The sequence below is a fragment of the Sphingomicrobium astaxanthinifaciens genome, assembly GCF_022865105.1.
Lineage (GTDB): Bacteria > Pseudomonadota > Alphaproteobacteria > Sphingomonadales > Sphingomonadaceae > Sphingomicrobium > Sphingomicrobium astaxanthinifaciens.
Map to the genome: position 1 here is coordinate 427,944 of NZ_JAKNYM010000002.1, position 17,623 is coordinate 445,566.

11 protein-coding genes are annotated in these 17,623 nt (G+C 70.4%); 4 read left to right on the plus strand and 7 right to left on the minus strand.

The window, feature by feature from the left end:
* Nucleotides 1-19: 19 nt before the first annotated feature.
* Both L8951_RS05940 and mutS read right to left on the minus strand, forming a co-directional pair.
* Nucleotides 20-2,764, minus strand: coding sequence for a [protein-PII] uridylyltransferase (locus L8951_RS05940; protein WP_244382084.1), 2,745 nt, complete (start codon nt 2,762-2,764; stop codon nt 20-22).
* A complete protein-coding gene (mutS, locus tag L8951_RS05945; RefSeq protein WP_244382085.1) occupies nt 2,764-5,376 on the minus strand; it encodes a DNA mismatch repair protein MutS in 2,613 nt (870 codons plus the stop codon). Before mutS ends, L8951_RS05940 begins: the two co-directional genes overlap by 1 nt.
* A gap of 71 nt (nt 5,377-5,447) precedes the next feature.
* Between mutS and L8951_RS05950 the strand changes: the two genes are divergently transcribed.
* Nucleotides 5,448-7,787 (plus strand): NADP-dependent malic enzyme, encoded by a 2,340-nt coding sequence (locus tag L8951_RS05950; RefSeq protein ID WP_407696395.1) that lies wholly within the window; start codon nt 5,448-5,450, stop codon nt 7,785-7,787.
* 56 nt (nt 7,788-7,843) lie between these two features.
* Here the strand turns inward: L8951_RS05950 and L8951_RS05955 are convergent, their stop codons facing one another.
* Both L8951_RS05955 and L8951_RS05960 read right to left on the minus strand, forming a co-directional pair.
* Nucleotides 7,844-9,940 carry a RelA/SpoT family protein gene (locus L8951_RS05955; protein ID WP_244382087.1) on the minus strand — a complete coding sequence of 699 codons (2,097 nt, stop codon included), beginning with the start codon at nt 9,938-9,940 and terminating at the stop codon, nt 7,844-7,846.
* Between the two features lie 95 nt (nt 9,941-10,035).
* The gene (locus tag L8951_RS05960) at nt 10,036-10,326 is read right to left on the minus strand and encodes a CC_3452 family protein (protein ID WP_244382088.1); all 291 of its coding nucleotides are present in this window, start codon (nt 10,324-10,326) and stop codon (nt 10,036-10,038) included.
* A 139-nt stretch (nt 10,327-10,465) separates the two neighbouring features.
* On the opposite strand from L8951_RS05960, the gene L8951_RS05965 reads away from it, so the two are divergent.
* Nucleotides 10,466-10,969: a winged helix-turn-helix transcriptional regulator gene (locus L8951_RS05965; protein ID WP_279614727.1), complete on the plus strand. Its 504-nt coding sequence runs from the start codon at nt 10,466-10,468 to the stop codon at nt 10,967-10,969.
* An 84-nt stretch (nt 10,970-11,053) separates the two neighbouring features.
* Here L8951_RS05965 and rpoZ read toward each other — a convergent pair whose 3' ends face one another.
* A complete protein-coding gene (gene rpoZ, locus L8951_RS05970) occupies nt 11,054-11,389 on the minus strand; it encodes a DNA-directed RNA polymerase subunit omega (protein WP_244382089.1) in 336 nt (111 codons plus the stop codon).
* Between the two features lie 118 nt (nt 11,390-11,507).
* On the opposite strand from rpoZ, the gene L8951_RS05975 reads away from it, so the two are divergent.
* Nucleotides 11,508-12,668 carry a phospholipase D-like domain-containing protein gene (locus tag L8951_RS05975; protein ID WP_244382090.1) on the plus strand — a complete coding sequence of 387 codons (1,161 nt, stop codon included), beginning with the start codon at nt 11,508-11,510 and terminating at the stop codon, nt 12,666-12,668.
* A complete protein-coding gene (locus L8951_RS05980) occupies nt 12,668-13,963 on the plus strand; it encodes an MFS transporter (RefSeq protein ID WP_244382091.1) in 1,296 nt (431 codons plus the stop codon). Before L8951_RS05975 ends, L8951_RS05980 begins: the two co-directional genes overlap by 1 nt.
* Here L8951_RS05980 and L8951_RS05985 read toward each other — a convergent pair whose 3' ends face one another.
* Together L8951_RS05985 and L8951_RS05990 are read right to left on the minus strand one after the other, a co-directional pair.
* Nucleotides 13,964-16,306: a CDC48 family AAA ATPase gene (locus L8951_RS05985; protein WP_244382092.1), complete on the minus strand. Its 2,343-nt coding sequence runs from the start codon at nt 16,304-16,306 to the stop codon at nt 13,964-13,966.
* Between the two features lie 318 nt (nt 16,307-16,624).
* Entirely contained in the window at nt 16,625-17,593 is a 969-nt protein-coding gene (locus tag L8951_RS05990; RefSeq protein WP_244382093.1) for a hypothetical protein, read from the minus strand.
* Nucleotides 17,594-17,623: the final 30 nt, after the last annotated feature.

The window sequence follows — 17,623 nt, forward strand, 5'->3', positions numbered from 1 at the left end:
CGTACGCGGCGCGTCGGGGTCAGGCGGCGACGGGATCGGCGGCGGCGTCGGCGAGCCGCCGCCGCAGCCACTCGGCGGTATCATGGTCGAGTTTGCGACCGTGATCGTCGGTCAGGTAGAAGGTGTCGACCGCGCGTTCGCCATAGGTCGCGACGTGCGCCGAATGGACCACCGCGCCAACCGACAGGATCGCATGCGCGAGCCGCGCCAGCAGCCCGGCGCGATCGCGCGCATGCACCTCGATCACCGTCATCCGCGTCGAGGCGGTCTGGCTGACGATGATGTTGGCGGGCACCTCGAAAGCGGCGTCGCGCTCGCTCAGCGGCTCGGGCGCGGGCGGGGCGGGGAGCTGTTCGGACTCGATGCTCTGGCGCAGCGCCGCGCGCAGCCGCTCGCGGCGCCGCTTGTCGCGATAGGGGCGTCCCTGCGCATCGACGATGAGCAGGTTGTCGAGCGCGCGCTCATCGCGGGTGGTGTGGATGCGCGCGCCGATGATGCTCGCCCCCGCCGCGCTCAGCCCGGCGCAGATGCGATAGAAGAGCCCCGGGGCGTCGGGGGTGAAGATCGACAGCCGGGTCGCGGCGGCATCGGCGTCGCGGCGCATCCGGATCGAGGCGCGCGGCGGCCCGAGCGCGCGCTCCGCCTCGGCTTCGGCCACCTGCCGCGCATTGTCGACCTGCCAGCCCGTCGGCTCGGCCAGCCAGTAGCTGTCGGGCAACCGCTTGTGATGCGCCTCGAGCGCGGCACGCGGCCAGTCGAGCTGCGCGTCGAGTTCGCTCTTGCGTGCCGCGACGAGGTCGCTGCGCCCGTGCTGCTTGTGGCCGAGCCGCAGGCGTTCCTCGGCGGCCTCGAACAGCGTGCGCAGGAGCCGGCGCTTCCAGTCGGTCCAGGTTCCCGGGCCTACCGCGCGAATATCGACCACGGTGAGAATCAGCAGCATCCGCAGCCGCTCGGGGCTCTGCACCTGCCGCACGAAGTCGTCGATCGTGGTGGGATCGGCCAGGTCGCGCTTGAAGGCGGTGGCGCTCATCAGCAGGTGGTGGCGCACCAGCCAGGCGACCATGTCGGTTTCCCCCGGGGTGAGCCCGAAGCGCGGGCCCAGCACCCGCGCGATCTCGGCGCCCAGTTCGCTGTGGTCGCCGCCGCGCCCCTTGGCGATATCGTGCAGCAGCACCGCGACATAGAGCGCGCGGCGGCTCGCCACCTGCTTGATCAGCGCGCTCGCCAGCGGATGGTCCTCGGCCAGCTCGCCGCGATCGATCGCGGCGGTCAGCCCGATCGCGCGGATGGTATGCTCGTCGACGGTATAGTGGTGATACATGTCGAACTGCATCTGCGCGACGACCCGTCCGAAATCGGGCACGAAGCGCCCGAACACCCCGGCCTCGTTCATCCAGCGCAGCACCGTGTCGGTCGCCTCGCGCCCGGTCAGGATGTCGAGGAAGACCGCGTTCGCCTCGGGGTCCTCGCGCACCGCGTCGACCGCGCGCGCGGCGCGCGCCGCCGCGCGCATCGCGTCGGGGTGGATCTCGACCCCCTCGGCCTGCGCGGTGCGGAACAGCTGGAGCAGGCGGATCGGTTCCTCCTCGAGCCACGCCTGCCCCTTGACCGAGAGCCGCCCGCGATCGAGCGGGAAGCCGCCGAGCTTCTTCTCGCGCCGCAGCAGCGTGGGCAGCGCGAAGCGGCGCCCTTCCTCGGCGAGCTGGGCATCGAGCTGGGCGAGGAACACCCCGGTGAGGTCGCCCACCGCCTTGGCGTTGAGGAAGTAGAAATGCATGAAGCGTTCGACCGCCGCCTTGCCCGGGCGGTCGGCATAGTTCATCGCCTCGGCGATCTCGCGCTGGTGGTCGAACCCGAGCCGGTCCTCGGCGCGCCCGGTGACGCGGTGGAGGTGGCAGCGCACCGACCACAAGAAGCGCTCGGCGCGCTCGAAGCGGCGGAATTCCTCCTGCGAGAACATGCCCTTCTCGACCAGCTCGGCGGGGCGGCGCACGTCGTGCACATATTTGCCGATCCAGTAGAGCGTGTGCAGGTCGCGCAGGCCGCCCTTCCCGTCCTTGACGTTGGGCTCGACGAGATAGCGGCTGTCCCCCATCCGCGCGTGGCGTTCCTCGCGCTCGGCCAGCTTGGCGGCGACGAACTCGGGCGCGGTGCCGCGCACGATCTCGCGCGAGAACCGGCTCTCCATCTCGTGGCACAGGAGGTCGTCGCCCCAGATGTAGCGCGCCTCCAGCGTGGCGGTGCGCACGCTCATGTCGTCGCGCGACAGCGCGATTACCTCGCCCGGGGTGCGGACTGCATGGCCGACCTTCAGCTGCAGGTCCCAGAGCAGGTAGAGCAACCCCTCGATCGCCTGCTCGCACCAGGCGGTGCGATGGTCGGGCACGAGGAGCAGCAGGTCGAGGTCGCTGTGCGGCGCCATCTCGCCGCGCCCGGTGCCGCCGATGCCGACGAGCGCCAGCCGTTCGGCCGCGGTCGGGTTGGGCACGGGGAACAGCCGCTGCACGACGAGATCGTGCGCGAGCCGCAGCAGCTGGTCGAACAGGAAGCTCGTCGCGGCGGCATGGACCCGCCCGCGATAGGGCTCGGCGACCATGCGCCGGTCGATCTCGGCGCGTCCCGTCGCGAGCGCCTCGCCGAGGATCTCGAGCGCGGGGGCGCGCGCGGCCTCGCCAAAGGGCAGCGCCACGAGCGCCTCGTCGAGCGCGCGACGGTCGATGATCGCGCGGCGATCCTCGATCAGCGAGGCGCGCGGGGGCAGCATCAGCCGGCCCCGCGCTCGTCGTGGAGCGCCTTGAGGCGGTAGAGCGTCTCGAGCGCCTCGCGCGGGGTGAGCGCGTCGGGGTCGAGCGCGCCGAGCGCCTCGGCGAGCGGATCGGGGGTGGGCTCGGCGGGCGCGGTGGCGGCGAACAGCGGCAGGGCGTCGAGCCCCGCGGCGATGCCGCCCGTCTCGTCGCGGCCCGCTTCCAACCGCGAAAGGATGTCGCGCGCGCGGGCGAGGATGGCGGGGGGCAGCCCGGCGAGCTTGGCGACGGCGATGCCGTAGCTCTTGTCGGCGGGGCCCTCGGCGAGCTCGTGCAGCAGCACCAGGTCGCCCTTCCATTCGCGCGCGCGGACATGGTGGAGCGACAGCGCCTCGAGGCGGTCGGCAAGCCGGGTGAGCTCGTGATAATGGGTCGCGAACAGCGTGCGCGCGCGAAGGCTGTCGTGGCACGCCTCGGTCACCGCCCAGGCGATGGCGAGCCCGTCGTAGGTCGAGGTGCCGCGCCCGATCTCGTCGAGGATGACGAGGCTGTTGCTGGTCGCCTGCGCGAGGATGGCGGCGGTCTCGACCATCTCGACCATGAAGGTCGAGCGCCCGCGCGCGAGGTTGTCCGACGCGCCGACGCGGCTGAACAAGCGGTCGACAAGGCCGACCTTCGCCGAGGTCGCGGGAACGTAACCGCCCGCCTGCGCCATCAGGCAGATCAGCGCGGTCTGCCGCAGGAAGGTCGACTTGCCCCCCATGTTGGGGCCGGTGATCAGCCAGAGCCGGTCGTGCGGCCCGAGTTGGCAGTCGTTGGCGATGAAGCGCTCGCCCGCTTGCTCAACCGCGGCCTCGACGACGGGGTGGCGCCCGCCCGCGATCTCGAGGCAGGGCTGGCTGACGAGGCTGGGCAGGCACCAGTTGCCCTCGACCGCGCGGTGCGCCTGCCCCGCCGCGACGTCGAGCCGCGCGAGCGCGTCGGCGGCGGCGGTGAGCGGGGCGGCCTGGTCGACGGTGGCGGCGACGAGCCGCGCGAGATGCTCGGCCTCGAGCGCTAGCGCCTTGTCGCCCGCCTCGCCCAGCGCGGTCGCGCGCTCGTGCAGCTCGGGCGAGTTGAAGCGCACCGCATTGGCCATGGTCTGGCGGTGGGTGAACCCCGAATCCTCGGCCATCAGCGGCGCGGCGGACCTGGCGGGGACCTCGATATGATAGCCGAGGACGTTGTTGTGCTTGATCTTGAGGGTCGCCACCCCGGTGGCCTCGCGATATTTGGCCTCGAGCGCGGCGATCGCCTGGCGGCCGCCCTTCGACAGGTCGCGCAAGGCGTCGAGCTCGGCATCGAAGCCCTCGCGGATATAGCCGCCCTTGGCAGTCTCGATCGGGGGGGTGTCGACGAGCGCGGCGGCGAGCAGGTCGCGCAGCGTGTCGTGGCCGGTGAGACGCGGGAGCAGCGCGGCGAGGAGGTCGGGACGCGCCTCGAGCTGCGACAGGCGGGCATGGAGGTCGCCCGCCCCCGCCAGCGCGTCGCGCAGCTGCCCGAGGTCGCGCGGGCTGCCGCGCCCCGCCACCAGCCGCGACAGCGCTCGGGCGAGGTCGGGCAGCGCCTTGAGGCGGCTGCGCACCTCGTCGCGCAGGAGCTGGTCCTCGACGAAGAACTGCACCAGCGCGAGGCGCCGGTTGATCGGCTCGAGGGTGGCGAGCGGGGCGGCGATGTCGCTGGCGAGCAGGCGGCGCCCGCCCGCGGTCACGCAGCGGTCGATGGCGTGGAGGAGGCTGGTCGACGCCGTGCCGTCGGCGCCGCGCAGCAGTTCGAGGCTGTCGCGGGTCGAGGGATCGATCGCCATCAGGCTCGAGCGCTCGATCCGGCGCGGCGCCGCGAGGTGCGCGGTGGCGTCCTTCTGGGTGGCGTCGAGATAGGCGAGCAGCCCGCCCGCGGCGGCGCATTCGGCGCGCCCGGGGTTGCCGAAGCCGGCGAGGTCGCGGGTCCCGAAGCGGCGCTTGAGCGCGTCCTCGCCGGCGCGGCTGTCGAACCCGCCCGCGCCGGGGGTGGTGGCGATGCCGGGCACGGCCTCCTCGGCGATGACCTCGGCGGCATCGAAGCGCGCCAGCTCGGCGGGCAGCGCCCCGGTGTCGCAGGCGACTAGTTCGAACCGCCCGGTCGAGATGTCGCAGGCGGCGATGGCATAATCATCGCCGGCGCGGCCGATCGCGGCGAGCCAGTTGGCGGCGCTACTGTCGAGCAGCGTGTCCTCGGTCAGCGTACCGGGGGTGACGACGCGCACGATGCCGCGCGCGACCAGCGCCTTCGACCCGCGCGCGCGCTTGGCCTCGGCGGGGGTCTCGATCTGCTCGGCGATGGCGACGCGGTGTCCCGCCTTGATCAGCCGCGCGAGATAGTTTTCGGCGGCGTGCACGGGCACCCCGCACATCGGCACCGGGACCCCGCAATCCTCCCCGCGCGTGGTGAGCGCGATGTCGAGGCATTGGGCGGCGACCTTGGCATCCTCGAAAAATAGCTCGAAGAAGTCGCCCATGCGGAAGAACAGCAACGCGTCCCCGGCCTCGGCCTTGAGGTCGTGGAACTGCTGCATCACGGGGGTGGATTTGGGGGTGGAATCGTCGCGGGCCATCTTGGGCGTGACGCTAGCCGCTTTCCCCCGGCGTTTCCATTAAGTCCGTGACTCTTCAGGGGCCTCTTTTTATGGCGGGCGCCATACAGGAGAGAAAATTGAGCGAAGCCAACGTCAAGTTTTCCGAAGCCGAAGCGATCGAGTTCCACAGCCGTGGCCGTCCCGGCAAGATCGAGATCAAGGCCTCCAAGCCGATGGCGACCCAGCGCGACCTCGCGCTCGCTTATTCGCCCGGCGTCGCGGTGCCGGTCGAGGCGATCGCCGCCGACCCGGCGCGCGCCTACGAACTGACCGCCAAGGGCAACCTCGTCGCGGTGATCTCCAACGGCACCGCGATCCTCGGGCTCGGCAACCTCGGCGCGCTCGCCTCCAAGCCGGTGATGGAAGGCAAGGCGGTGCTGTTCAAGCGCTTCGCCGACGTCGACTCGATCGACCTCGAACTCGATACCGAGGATGCCGAGAAGTTCATCGAGGCGGTGGCGCTGATGGGCCCCAGCTTTGGCGGCATTAACCTCGAGGACATCGGCGCGCCCGACTGTTTCGTGATCGAGCAGGCCCTGAAGGAGCGGATGAACATCCCGGTGTTCCACGACGACCAGCATGGCACCGCGATCATCACCGCGGCGGGGCTGATCAACGCCGCGCACCTGACCGGGCGGACGATGGACAGCCTCAAGGTGGTGGTCAACGGCGCGGGCGCGGCGGCGATCGCCTGCGCCGACCTCATCAAGTGCATGGGGGTGCGGCGCGAGAACGTGCTGATGTGCGACCGCTCGGGGGTGATCCACCAGAACCGCGGCGACCTCGACCAGTGGAAATCGGCGCAGGCGGTCAAGACCGACAAGCGCACGCTGGCCGAGGCGCTCGAGGGCGCCGACGTGTTCCTCGGGCTGTCGGCGGGCAACGTGCTCGACGGCGAGATGATCAAGGTGATGGCGAAGGACCCGATCATCTTCGCGATGGCCAACCCGACCCCCGAGATCGCGCCCCCGGTGGCCAAGGCGGCGCGCCCCGACGCGATCATCGCGACCGGGCGCTCGGACTATCCCAACCAGGTCAACAACGTGCTCGGCTTCCCCTTCATCTTCCGCGGCGCGCTCGACGTGCGCGCCACCGCGGTCAACGACGAGATGAAGATCGCCGCGGCGACCGCGCTCGCCGAGCTGGCGCGCGAGGCGGTGCCCGAGGAGGTCGCGGCGGCCTATGGCGGCGCGGCCAAGAGCTTCGGCCCCGACTATATCATCCCCGCCCCCTTCGACCCGCGGCTGATCGAGGTGGTGCCCGCCGCGGTCGCGCGCGCCGCCGAGGAGAGCGGCGTCGCGCAAAAACCGATCGCCGATTACGACGCCTATCGCGCCGAGCTGCGCGCCCGGCTCAACCCGACCTCGAGCGTGCTCAGCCTCGCCTTCGAGGCGGCCCGGCGCAATCCCAAGCGGGTCCTGTTCGCCGAGGGCGAGGAGGAGAATGTCCTGCGCGCCGCGATCGCCTTCAAGGAAGGCGGCTACGGTATCCCCGTGCTGGTCGGGCGCGAGTCCACCTACGACCGCCTGCGCGACCTCGGGGTCGACGACCCGCACGCCTATGAAGTGCTCAACAGCCGCAACTCGCCGCTGGTCGAGAAGGCGGTCGACTTCATCTACGAAAAGCACCAGCGCGGCGGCATGCTGCGCCGGCAGGTCGAGCGGATGGTCAACCAGGACCGCAACTATTTCACCGCCGCGATGCTCGCGCTCGGCGAGGGCGATGCGATGATCACCGGGACCACCCGCCCGTTCAGCCAGAGCCTCGCGCAGGTGCGCACGGTGATCGACGACGATCACGGCGCCGAGCCCTTCGGCATCAACATCGTCGCGGGCACGCGCGGGCAGACCGTGCTGATCGCCGATACCTCGGTGACCGAACGCCCCTCGGCCGAGCAGCTCGCCGCGATCGCGGTGCGCTCGGCCGCCTTCGCGCGCCGGATGGGGCAGGACCCGCGCGTCGCCTTCATCAGCTATACCACCTTCGGCAACCCGCCGGGGCGGCATATCGAGGAACTGCGCGACGCGGTGAAGGTGCTCGACCGGATGACCACCGACTTCGAATATGAAGGCGAGATGGGCCCCGACGTGGCGCTCAATTTCGAGGCGCAGCGGGCCTATTATCCCTTCTCCCGCCTGACCGGGCCGGCCAACATCCTGATCATGCCGGGGCTGCAGTCGGCCAACCTGTCGGCCAAGCTGTTGAAGGCGCTGGGCGGCGAGACGCTGCTGGGGCCCTATCTGATGGGGATGAGCCTGCCGGTGCAGATCGCGCCGATGACCGCGACCTCGAGCGACCTCGTCACGCTCGCGGTGCTCGCCTCGGGGGGCGCGGACGGCTTGCGCCGGAGCACCGCCGCGCGCGGCGCCGCCGAAGCGGTCGTCGGCTAGCCCGGCGCCGCGCGGCACGCGGCACGCGGCACGCGCCGCGCGCCGCAGCCCGGCGCTCAGATGCGGTCGGCGGCGCTCACCGTGTCGCTCGCGCGTAGCGCGGCGACGATGGCGTGGAGGTGGGCGAGGTCGTGCAGCTCGGTGTCGACGTCGAAGGTGTGGAACGCGCCGTCGCGGTGGACCAGCCCGAGGTTGACGATGTTGGCGCCCTTGGCGCCGAAGATCCCCGCCATGTTGCCGAGCGCGCCCGCGATATTGTGGAGGATGACGCGGATCCGCGCGGTCCCGCCGTCGGACTGGTCGCCCCATGCGAGGTCGAGCCAGTCGGTATCGTCGGAGGACAACAGGTCCTCGCAGCCGATGACGTGCACCTCGATCATGTCGTCCTCGCGGCGCACCCCGACGATGCGGTCGCCGGGGATCGGATGGCAGCATTGCGCCAGCTCGAAGGCGACCCCGGGGGTCAGCCCCTTGATCGAGATGGCGCTGCGCTGCTCGGGCATCCGCCCGTCGGTCTTCTCGAGCTGCGCGGTCGAGCCGGGGACCAGCGCCTCCATCACCGCTTCATCGGAAATGCGGCGCTTGGCGATCGCCTCCATCAGCGCCGCCTCGTCTTCCATCTTGAGCCGCTTGGCGGCGCGCTTGGTCGCGCCCGCGCGCGGTGCCGAGGGCAGCCGCTCGAGGATCTCGGCGAAGATCTTGGTGCCCAGCTCGATGGTCTCGTCGCGTTCCTTGTGTCGCACGAAGCGGCGGATCGCGGCGCGCGCCTTGCCGGTGGCGACGAAGCGCAGCCATGAGGGCTGCGGCTGCTGCGCGTCGGAGGCGAGGATCTCGACCTGGTCGCCATTGTCGAGGATGGTGCGCAGCGGCACGACGCGGCCGTTGACCTTGGCGCCGACCGTCTGGTCGCCGAGGTCGGTGTGGACCGCATAGGCGAAATCGACCGCGGTCGCGCCCTTGGGCAGCTGGATCAGCTCGCCCTTGGGGGTGAAGGCGAAGATGCGGTCCTGGTACATCGCCATGCGCGTATGTTCGAGCAGCTCCTCGGGGTCGGCGGCATGTTCGAGGATCTCGACGAGGTCGTTGATCCAAGGCACCTTCTGGTCGCTTCTCGGCGTGCCGTCCTTGTAGGCCCAGTGCGCGGCGAGCCCGCGCTCGGCCTGCTCGTGCATGTCGTGGGTGCGGATCTGGATCTCGATCCGCATGTTGGAATCGTGGATCACCGAGGTGTGCAAGCTGCGGTAGCCGTTGCGCTTGGGGGTCGAGATATAATCCTTGTAGCGCCCCGGCACCATCGGCCAGCGCTGGTGGATCAGCCCCAGCGCGCGATAGACGTCCTCGACCGTATCGACGATGACGCGAAAGGCCATGACGTCGGACAATTGCTCGAAGCTGATGTGCCGCTCGGCCATCTTCTTCCAGATCGAATAGGGGTGCTTCTCGCGCCCCGTGACATCGGCGTCGAGCCCGTGGTCGGCGAGGTGCAGCTGGAGCCCCAGCCCGATGCGGTTGATGACGTCGCCGCCCTTGGCGTTGAGCTGCTCGAGCCGCTTGAGGATCGAGGCATAGGCATCGGGCTCGAGATGCTGGAAGGCGAGCGTCTGCATCTCCTTCATCATCTCGTACATGCCGATCCGCTCGGCGAGCGGGGCGTAGATGTCCATCGTCTCGCGCGCGATGCGGCGGCGCTTCTCCTCCTTGGGGATATGGTGGAGCGTGCGCATGTTGTGAAGCCGGTCGGCGAGCTTGACCAGCAGGACGCGAATGTCGCCCGACAAAGCGAGCAGGAACTTGCGCAGGTTTTCGGCGGCGCGCTGCGACTCGCTCATCGCCTCGACCTTCGAGAGCTTGGTCACCCCGTCGACCAGCCGCGCGACCTCCTCGCCGAACAGGTTCTCGATCTGCTCGGGGGTGGCGACCGTGTCCTCGATCGTGTCGTGGAGGATCGCGGTGACGATCGTGGCGTCGTCGAGCTTGAGGTCGGTGAGGATGCCCGCCACCTCGATCGGGTGACTGAAATAGGGGTCGCCGCTTGCGCGCAGCTGGGCGCCATGCGCCTTCATCGAAAAGACATAGGCGCGGTTGATCAACGCCTCGTCGGCGTCGGGATCGTAGGCCCGGACCTTTTCGACCAGTTCATATTGCCTCAGCACACTATGATTAATGGGGCCGCCGAGGGGGATTGTGCAAGTGCAAAAAGCACCGCCGGCGCGTCACTTGCGACGCGCCGCGCAGGTGCGGGCGGGGGTCAGCGCGCCTTGGCGTTACAGCGCTCGAGGCTCGCCGCATCGAGCGCGCGGCCATCGACGGCGAAGCGGGTCAGCGGCCCGACTTCCTTGGCGAGGCGCTCGCACAGCACGAGTGGGCGGCTCGCCGCCGAGCGCGTCTTGCAGGTCGTTCCGGCGCACTGGAAGGCGGCGCCCTCGACCAGCACGCGCGGTTCGACCTCGGCGACCGCCTCGGCGGTCAGCAGCGGCGCGGCGGCAACCGCGGGGGCGGCGAGGGCAGCGGCGGCAAGGGCGGGAAGGAGTGCGCGCATGGGACCGTCCTTTTCAGTTGCAATCCGCCACTGGGTACGCAGGCCAGTATCTTTTTGCAACTGTTATTTTGCGGACGAGGGGCCTATGACCTTGGCAAGACTCGGGGCCGTCGCCCCGGCCAGTAGAGGGAAATCACCGTTGAGCGGTATCGAACCTGACATTGAGGCTTTCAGGGATGCCGCGCTGCGGTGTCCGCTGCCACCCGCGATCGAGCTGATCGGGGAAAAATGGTCGTTCCTGATCCTGCGCGGGGCATTCAACGGGCTCCAGCATTTCGAACAGTTCCAGGCCGGGCTGGGGATCGCGCGCAACATCCTGTCCGACCGTCTGTCCAAGCTGGTCGCGGGCGAGATCCTCGACCGCGCGCCCGACCCCGACGACGGGCGCAAGGTGCTCTACCGGCTGACCGACAAGGGCGAGGCGCTGCTCCCCGTGGTCGTGGCGCTGCGTCAGTGGGGCGAGGACTGGGGGCATGGCTGCGGCGACATCGAGCTGGCCGACGCGCGCGACGGCCAGCGGATCGAGCGGGTGCGCGTGACCGCGCACGACGGGCGGCCGCTGTCGCTCAAGGACCTGATGTGGGTCGATCGCCGCACCGGGGCGAGCATGCGCCGCCACGAGATGGAGGGGGTCGAGCTCTAGCCGCGCGCCGCGCGGCCCACGCCAACCAAAAAGGGCGGCCCCCGATCGGGAGCCGCCCTTTTGGCGTCGCGGTCGGTCGTCGGCCTAGTCGGCAGCGCCCGGGGTCGGGCGCGGCGGCGCCGAGGCGGTGAGCCGCAGCGCTTCGGCCGATTCGGACAGGCTCGACAGTTCATCGGTCTCGTCGTCGTCGTCGATCTGGACCCGCTGGTGCCCGCTGATGAGGCTTTCCTCGAGCTGCTTGGGCTTGACCGTCTGCTCGGCGATCTCGCGCAGCGCGACGACCGGGTTCTTGTCGCGATCGCGATCGATGGTGAGGTCGGCACCGCCCGAGATCTGCCGCGCCCGCTCGGCGGCGAGCAGGACGAGATCGAACCGGTTGGAAACCTTGTCGACGCAATCTTCGACGGTGACGCGCGCCATAAGCCGCTGATCCTCTTCAAACTTCGTGGCGGAAATATCGAACGGGCGAGATAGGGATCGGGGGGGCAAGAGTCAATGCGCCTTGCCAGCGGCGCCGCGCCCCGCCAAGGCTGGCGCGATGGAGCCGGCGATCGACTTTTCCTGCCACGACCATCGGCTGGTGCTGCTCGCCTCGGGGCAACGGCGGCGCGACCTGCTGCTCGACTGGATCGACGGCGCGCGCCACAGCCTCGACCTCCTGTTCTACGACGTCGCCGACGATGCCAGCGGGGTCGCGGTGCGCGACGCGCTGGTCGCGGCGGCGCGGCGCGGGGTCGCGGTGCGGCTGGTCGTCGACGGCTTCGGGATGCGCGACATCGCCGATGCCGAGGGGTTCTTCGGCCCGCTACGCGCGGCCGGGGGCACCGCCTTCGCGTTCAACGCGCGGTTCGGGCGGCGCTACCTCATCCGCAACCACCAGAAGATCGTCATCGCCGACGGCGCGCGCGCGATCATCGGCGGCGCCAATATCGCCGACGACTATTTCAGCGACGCGCCCGGCGCCTGGCGCGACCTGTGGCTGACGGTCGAGGGCGCGGCGGTCGCCGGGCTCGCGACCTATTACGAGGCGATCTTCGGCTGGATGAAGCGCAAGTCGCCCAACCTGCGCAGCCTCGCCGACCTCGTCGCGCGGGCGAGCACCACCGAGGGGCCGCTGCAATGGCAGTTCTCGGCGCCCTGGCCGCGCCACACGCCCTGGCCCTCGGGACTGATCCGCGACCTGTGGAGCGCGCGCGAGATCGACCTCGTCGCCGCCTATTTCAGCCCCTCGGCGGCGATGCTGCGACGGCTCGAGCGGATCGCGCGCGACGGCGGGCAGGTGCGCCTGCTGACCCCCGCCAAGTCGGACAACGACACCACCATCGCGGCGGCGCGGCACAGCTACCACCAGCTGCTCGACGCCGGGGTCGACATCTGGGAATATGAACGCACCAAGATGCACACCAAGCTCGTCGTGATCGACGATGCGGTGCATATCGGCAGTTCCAATTTCGACTTTCGCAGCCTGTTCCTCAACCTCGAGGTCATGCTGCGGATCGAGGATGCGGGGGTGGCGGCGCGGTTGCGCCAGTGGGTGCGCGGCGAGCTGGCGCAGGCGCGCGCGATCACCCCCGAGCTGCACGCCCGCCGCGACACGCTGTGGCAGCGCACGCTCTGGGCGCTCGCCAATTTCCTCGTCACCTCGATGGACTATACCGTCAGCCGGCGGCTCAACCTGCCGCTGGGCGACGACGACTGATGGGCGCGGCGGCGACCCCGTTCGGGCGCGTGCCTGGCAGCGCGCTGTCGCGCCGCGACTTCGCGCTGTTGTGGGCGGCGATGCTGGTCACCGCGACCGGCAACACCGCGATGCAGACGATCATCCCCCCGGTCGGGCGCTCGCTCGGCATCGCCGATTACTGGATGGCGCTGGCGTTCACCACCTCGGCGGTGGCGTGGGTGGTCTGCGCGCCAATCTGGGCGAGGCGCTCGGACAAGCACGGGCGCAAGCCGCTCGTGCTGATCGGGCTGGGGGGGTTCATCGTCTCCACGCTGGGCTGCGCGGTCGCGCTGCAGGCGGGGTTGGCGGGATGGATCGGGGTCGTCCCGGCGATGCTCGGCTTTGCTGTGGTGCGCGCGCTTTACGGGCTGTTCGGTTGCGCCACCCCGGCGGGCACGCAGGCCTATCTCGCGGCGCGCACCCGGCGATCGGCGCGCACCGTCGCGCTCTCGGGGCTGACCGCGGCCTTCGGGCTCGGCACGGTGATCGGCCCCGCGCTGGTGCCCGTCTTCGCGCTGCCGGGGCTCGAGCTCGTCGGGCCGCTCTACGTCTTCGCGGGTGTGGGGCTGCTGACCCTCGCGGCGGTCGGCTACTGGCTGCCCGACGACCGCGCGCGGGTGCGCCGCGCGCGCGCCGCGGCAATGGGGTTCCCCAGCGCCAGCCCGACCGGCGCGGCGGTGCGCGCCGCGACCAGCGCGCCCTCGAGCACGCGGCTGCGCTGGACCGACCCCCGGGTCCGCGACTGGCTGGTCGCGGGGGCGATCACCAATACCGCGCTCGCCGGGCTGCTCACGGTGATGGGCTTTTACGTGATCGACCAGCTCGGGCTCGACCCCGCCGGTGCGCTGGGCGAGGTCGGGCTGGTGCTGATGGGCGGGGCGGTCGCCTCGCTGGTCGCGCAATGGGGGCTGATCCCGCGCACCGGCTGGGCACCGCGCCAGCTCATCCGCGTCGGCGCCGTGGTGGCGATCCTCGGCACGCTGGCGGTGATGGTCGCGGCCAGCCTCCACGCGCTGGTGCTCGGCTATGCCATCGCCTGCCTCGGTTTCGGGCTCACCCGCCCCGGCTTCGCGGCGGGGGCGAGCCTTGCCGTCCCGCTCGCCGAGCAGGGCGCGGTGGCGGGGCTCACCACCTCGGTCAACGGCTTTGCCTTCATCTTCGCGCCGACCGCCACGCTGCTGCTCTATCACCTCGCGCCGTGGCTCGCCTTCGCCACGCTGGTCGCGCTGCTCGCGCTCAGCCTCGCGCTGTTCGGGCGCGGGCGCGCGGGCTGATCATTCGTCCTCGTCGGGCTCGGGCGCGGGCGCGCCGTTCTTGCTCTTGCTCCTCGGGCTGAGCATGCCGGGACTGACGAAGCCGATCGTCGGCTGCGGCTTCAACGCCTCCTGCTTCAGGTTCGAGCGGATGCGGGCATATTGCTCGAGCATCTTCTTGGTGACCGAGGGGCGCGTCTCCTCGAAGGCGGCATCGAAGTCCTCCGCGCACACCTCGGCCTTCTCCATGTCGCGGCGCATCGCGATGAGGCCGGCGCGGCGCACGAGGTCCTCGAGGTCGGCGCCAGTGAAGCGCTCGGTGCGCGCCGCCAGCGCGTCGAGGTCGACGTCCTTGCCGAGCGGCATGCTGGCGGTGTGGATCTCGAGGATCCGCCGCCGCCCCTCGAGCGTGGGCGGCCCGACGTAGATCAGCTCGTCGAACCGGCCCGGGCGCAGCAGCGCGGGGTCGATCAGGTTGGGGCGGTTGGACGCCGCGATCACCACCACGTTGTTGAGCTCCTCGAGCCCGTCCATTTCGGCGAGGATGGTGTTGACGACGCGTTCGGTCACCGCCGGCTCGCCCATCTTGCCCCCGCGCGCGGGCACGAGGCTGTCGATCTCGTCGATGAAGATGACGGTCGGGGCGACCTGCCGCGCGCGCGCGAACAGGCGCGCGATCTGCTGCTCGCTCTCGCCATACCATTTGGACAACAGGTCGGACGACTTGGTGGCGATGAAATTGGCCTCGCTCTCGCGCGCCGCGGCCTTGGCGAGCAGGGTCTTGCCGGTGCCCGGCGGGCCGTAAAGCAGGAAGCCGCGCGCCGGGCGGATGCCGAGGCGGCGGAATGCCTGCGGGTGCCGGAGGGGCAGTTCGATCCCTTCCTTGAGCTTGTCGCGCGCCTCATCGAGCCCGCCGATATCGTCCCAGCCCACGCGCGGCATCTCGACCATGACCTCGCGCATCGCCGAGGGCTGGACGCGCTTTTGCGCCTCGCGGAAGTCGTCGGCGGTGACCGCGAGATTGTCGAGCACCTCCTGCGGGATCTCCTCGTCGCCGAGGTTGATCCGCGGCATGATCCGCCGCACTGCCTCGAGCGCGGCCTCGCGCGTCAGGCTCGCCATGTCGGCGCCGACGAAGCCGTAGGTGCGCCGCGCCAGCTTGTCGAGGTCGACGTCCTCTTCGAGCGGCATGCCGCGGGTGTGGATGCCGAGAATCTCGCGGCGCCCGCGCTCGTCGGGCACGCCGACCACGATCTCGCGGTCGAAGCGGCCGGGGCGGCGGAGCGCGGGGTCGATCGCATCGGGGCGATTGGTCGCGGCGATGACGACGAGGTTGGCGCGCGGCTCGAGCCCGTCCATCAGCGTCAGCAGCTGCGCGACCAGCCGCTTTTCCGCCTCGCCCTGCACCTTGTCGCGCTTGGGCGCGATCGAATCGACCTCGTCGATGAACACGATGCTCGGCGCCGCCTTGGCCGCGTCCTCGAACAGCTTGCGCAGCTTCTTCTCGCTCTCGCCATAGGCCGAGCCCATCACCTCGGGGCCCGCGATATGGAAGAATTCGGCGTCGCTCTCGTTGGCGACCGCGCGCGCGAGCATGGTCTTGCCGGTGCCGGGGGGGCCGTGGAGCAGCACCCCCTTGGGCGGGTCGACCCCGAGCCGCTGGAACAGCTCGGGATGGCGCAGCGGCAGCTCGACCATCTCGCGCAGCGCGTCGATCGTGTCGGTCATCCCGCCGAGGTCGTCATAGGTCACCGCCGGTCGCTCGCCCGCCTCGACCGCCGCCCCCTCGGGCATCAGCTCGATCTCGGTGTCGGCGTCGATATGGACGATGCCCTCGGGCTTGGTCGCAACCACGCGCAGGCGAATCTCCTGCAGCGCGAAGGTCGGCGCCTGGAGCAGCTGGCGGATGCTCTCGGGCATGTCGGTATTGACCCGCTGGTGCCCCGCGGTGGCGACGAAATCGCCCCGGGTCAGCGGCGCGCCGAAGAAGCTGCGTTTCAAGGCATCGGTCGAGCCGGTCAGCCGGATGCCTTGCTGCGCGGGGGCGAAGCTGACCTTCTTGGCGGGCTGCGAGGTCGCCTTTTCGACGGTGACGAAATCGCCCGCGCCCACTCCCGCGTTGGAACGCTGGAGCCCGTCGAGGCGGATGATGTCGAGCCCCTTGTCGTCCTTGTAGGGGCGGATCGCGCGCGCCGGGGTGGTGCGCTTGCCGCTGATCGTGATGACATCGCCGTCGGCCAGCCCGAGCCGGTCCATCAGCCGGGCGGGCAGCCGGGCGAGGCCACGCCCCGAATCGGCGGGGGGCAGGCTCGCCACCTGGACGCGGTTGGGTTTGGTCTGGGGATCGCTGTCGGTTTCGGCCACGGGGGGAAATGCTCCTTCGCTCTGCCGGGTCAATGAGCACGGCAAGGCAAAGGTTCACAAGCCGACACATGCGCCATGAAAAAAGGGCCCGGTCACGTGAAGTGCCCGGGCCCCGTCAGGAGAGGATGCCGAACCAGTGGTCCGACGCAACCTTTATCGCACCGCACCATTTTTTGTGCAAGTGCAAAAGTTGTGAACGTTCACTTTTTTAGAGATCGACGGTTTAGTGGACAAGCGCGGCAAGCGAAAAACGGCTGTATTCCGCTCATAACTCCGGGATTTCGCCGGGCCCATCCCCCTGGGTGGTAACTTCACCACCTATTGCGTGAGTTGGACCTGGAGTTCGGCGGCACGCAAGGGCAGGTCCGAACCGGTCCGGGCGGCGAGGCCAAGGCAGGCGTCGGTAAGCTTGATGGTGTGATCGTCCAGCGTGGCGGCGGCGCGCGCCGCGAGGCGGGGGCCCGCCGCGATGTTCGAGCGATCGCGCGTATCGGTACGGCGGTCGAAGGCGATGATCGCTGCCGCCACGAATCCGGCGACCGCGGCCTCGAGCCGGCGCTGGCCCGGCGGGTCGAGATGATCCACGAGGACACGGGCCATGGTCGACACGGTGACGCCGTGCAGCAGCGTGAACCGAGCGGAAAAGTCCTCGTTTTCAAGGTATCCGGCGACAGCGCGCAGCGCGAGCCGATCGCAGCCGTCCCTTGGGTCGGCCCCCGGCGCAAGCCTCGCCACCGCGTCGAGGTATCCCGGCTGGGCGGCGGCCAGTTCGAGCGAGTTGGTCAAGAGGCCCGGGGCCGGCTCGAAGGTTGCGAGCGGTGCCAGCTCGGCGGACCAGTCGTCGACCGACGAATCGCCGCTCAGCGCCGCTGGCGCTGGCAGGCCGGGGTCCGAGCGCCAATGCGCGAGCGCGGCGCCGAGCTCGTCGATGCGCACGGTCGGAACGTGCCCCTCGGCCGCGGCGCGCGCGATCCCGCGCACGGCATGTGCCGTCCGCAACAGGCAGTGGCCGGCCCTGGCAGCCGCTGCCGGCACGAGGTCGGGGAGTTGCTCGGCGAGCATCGCCCGCCAGTCGCCGCCGCGCGCGGGCGGACGAACGCGCGGTTCGAGCCGGGGCCTGTACGATCGCACGAAGGGGTCGATCCACTCGGTTGCGCCCATGTGGTCGAGCGCCTCGCTCGCCATCGGTCCGTGGTTCGAGAGGCCGCCACCAAAGAGGCTGTTCGTCGCGAGGAATTCTTCCAGCGCGTCATCATGATCGAGCGGTCGGGTGCCTGTGTCCATCATGGAGTCATGCCTTCCTGGCCGGCCTCGCTG

Bases quoted from the DNA above. Each gene is read 5' to 3' on its own strand.
- L8951_RS05940 (WP_244382084.1), bottom strand. From the start codon at position 2,764: ATGCTGCCCCCGCGCGCCTCGCTGATCGAGGATCGCCGCGCGATCATC.
- mutS (WP_244382085.1), bottom strand. From the start codon at position 5,376: ATGGCCCGCGACGATTCCACCCCCAAATCCACCCCCGTGATGCAGCAG.
- L8951_RS05950 (WP_407696395.1), top strand. From the start codon at position 5,448: ATGGCGGGCGCCATACAGGAGAGAAAATTGAGCGAAGCCAACGTCAAG.
- L8951_RS05960 (WP_244382088.1), bottom strand. From the start codon at position 10,326: ATGCGCGCACTCCTTCCCGCCCTTGCCGCCGCTGCCCTCGCCGCCCCC.
- rpoZ (WP_244382089.1), bottom strand. From the start codon at position 11,389: ATGGCGCGCGTCACCGTCGAAGATTGCGTCGACAAGGTTTCCAACCGG.
- L8951_RS05975 (WP_244382090.1), top strand. From the start codon at position 11,508: ATGGAGCCGGCGATCGACTTTTCCTGCCACGACCATCGGCTGGTGCTG.
- L8951_RS05980 (WP_244382091.1), top strand. From the start codon at position 12,668: ATGGGCGCGGCGGCGACCCCGTTCGGGCGCGTGCCTGGCAGCGCGCTG.
- L8951_RS05990 (WP_244382093.1), bottom strand. From the start codon at position 17,593: ATGATGGACACAGGCACCCGACCGCTCGATCATGATGACGCGCTGGAA.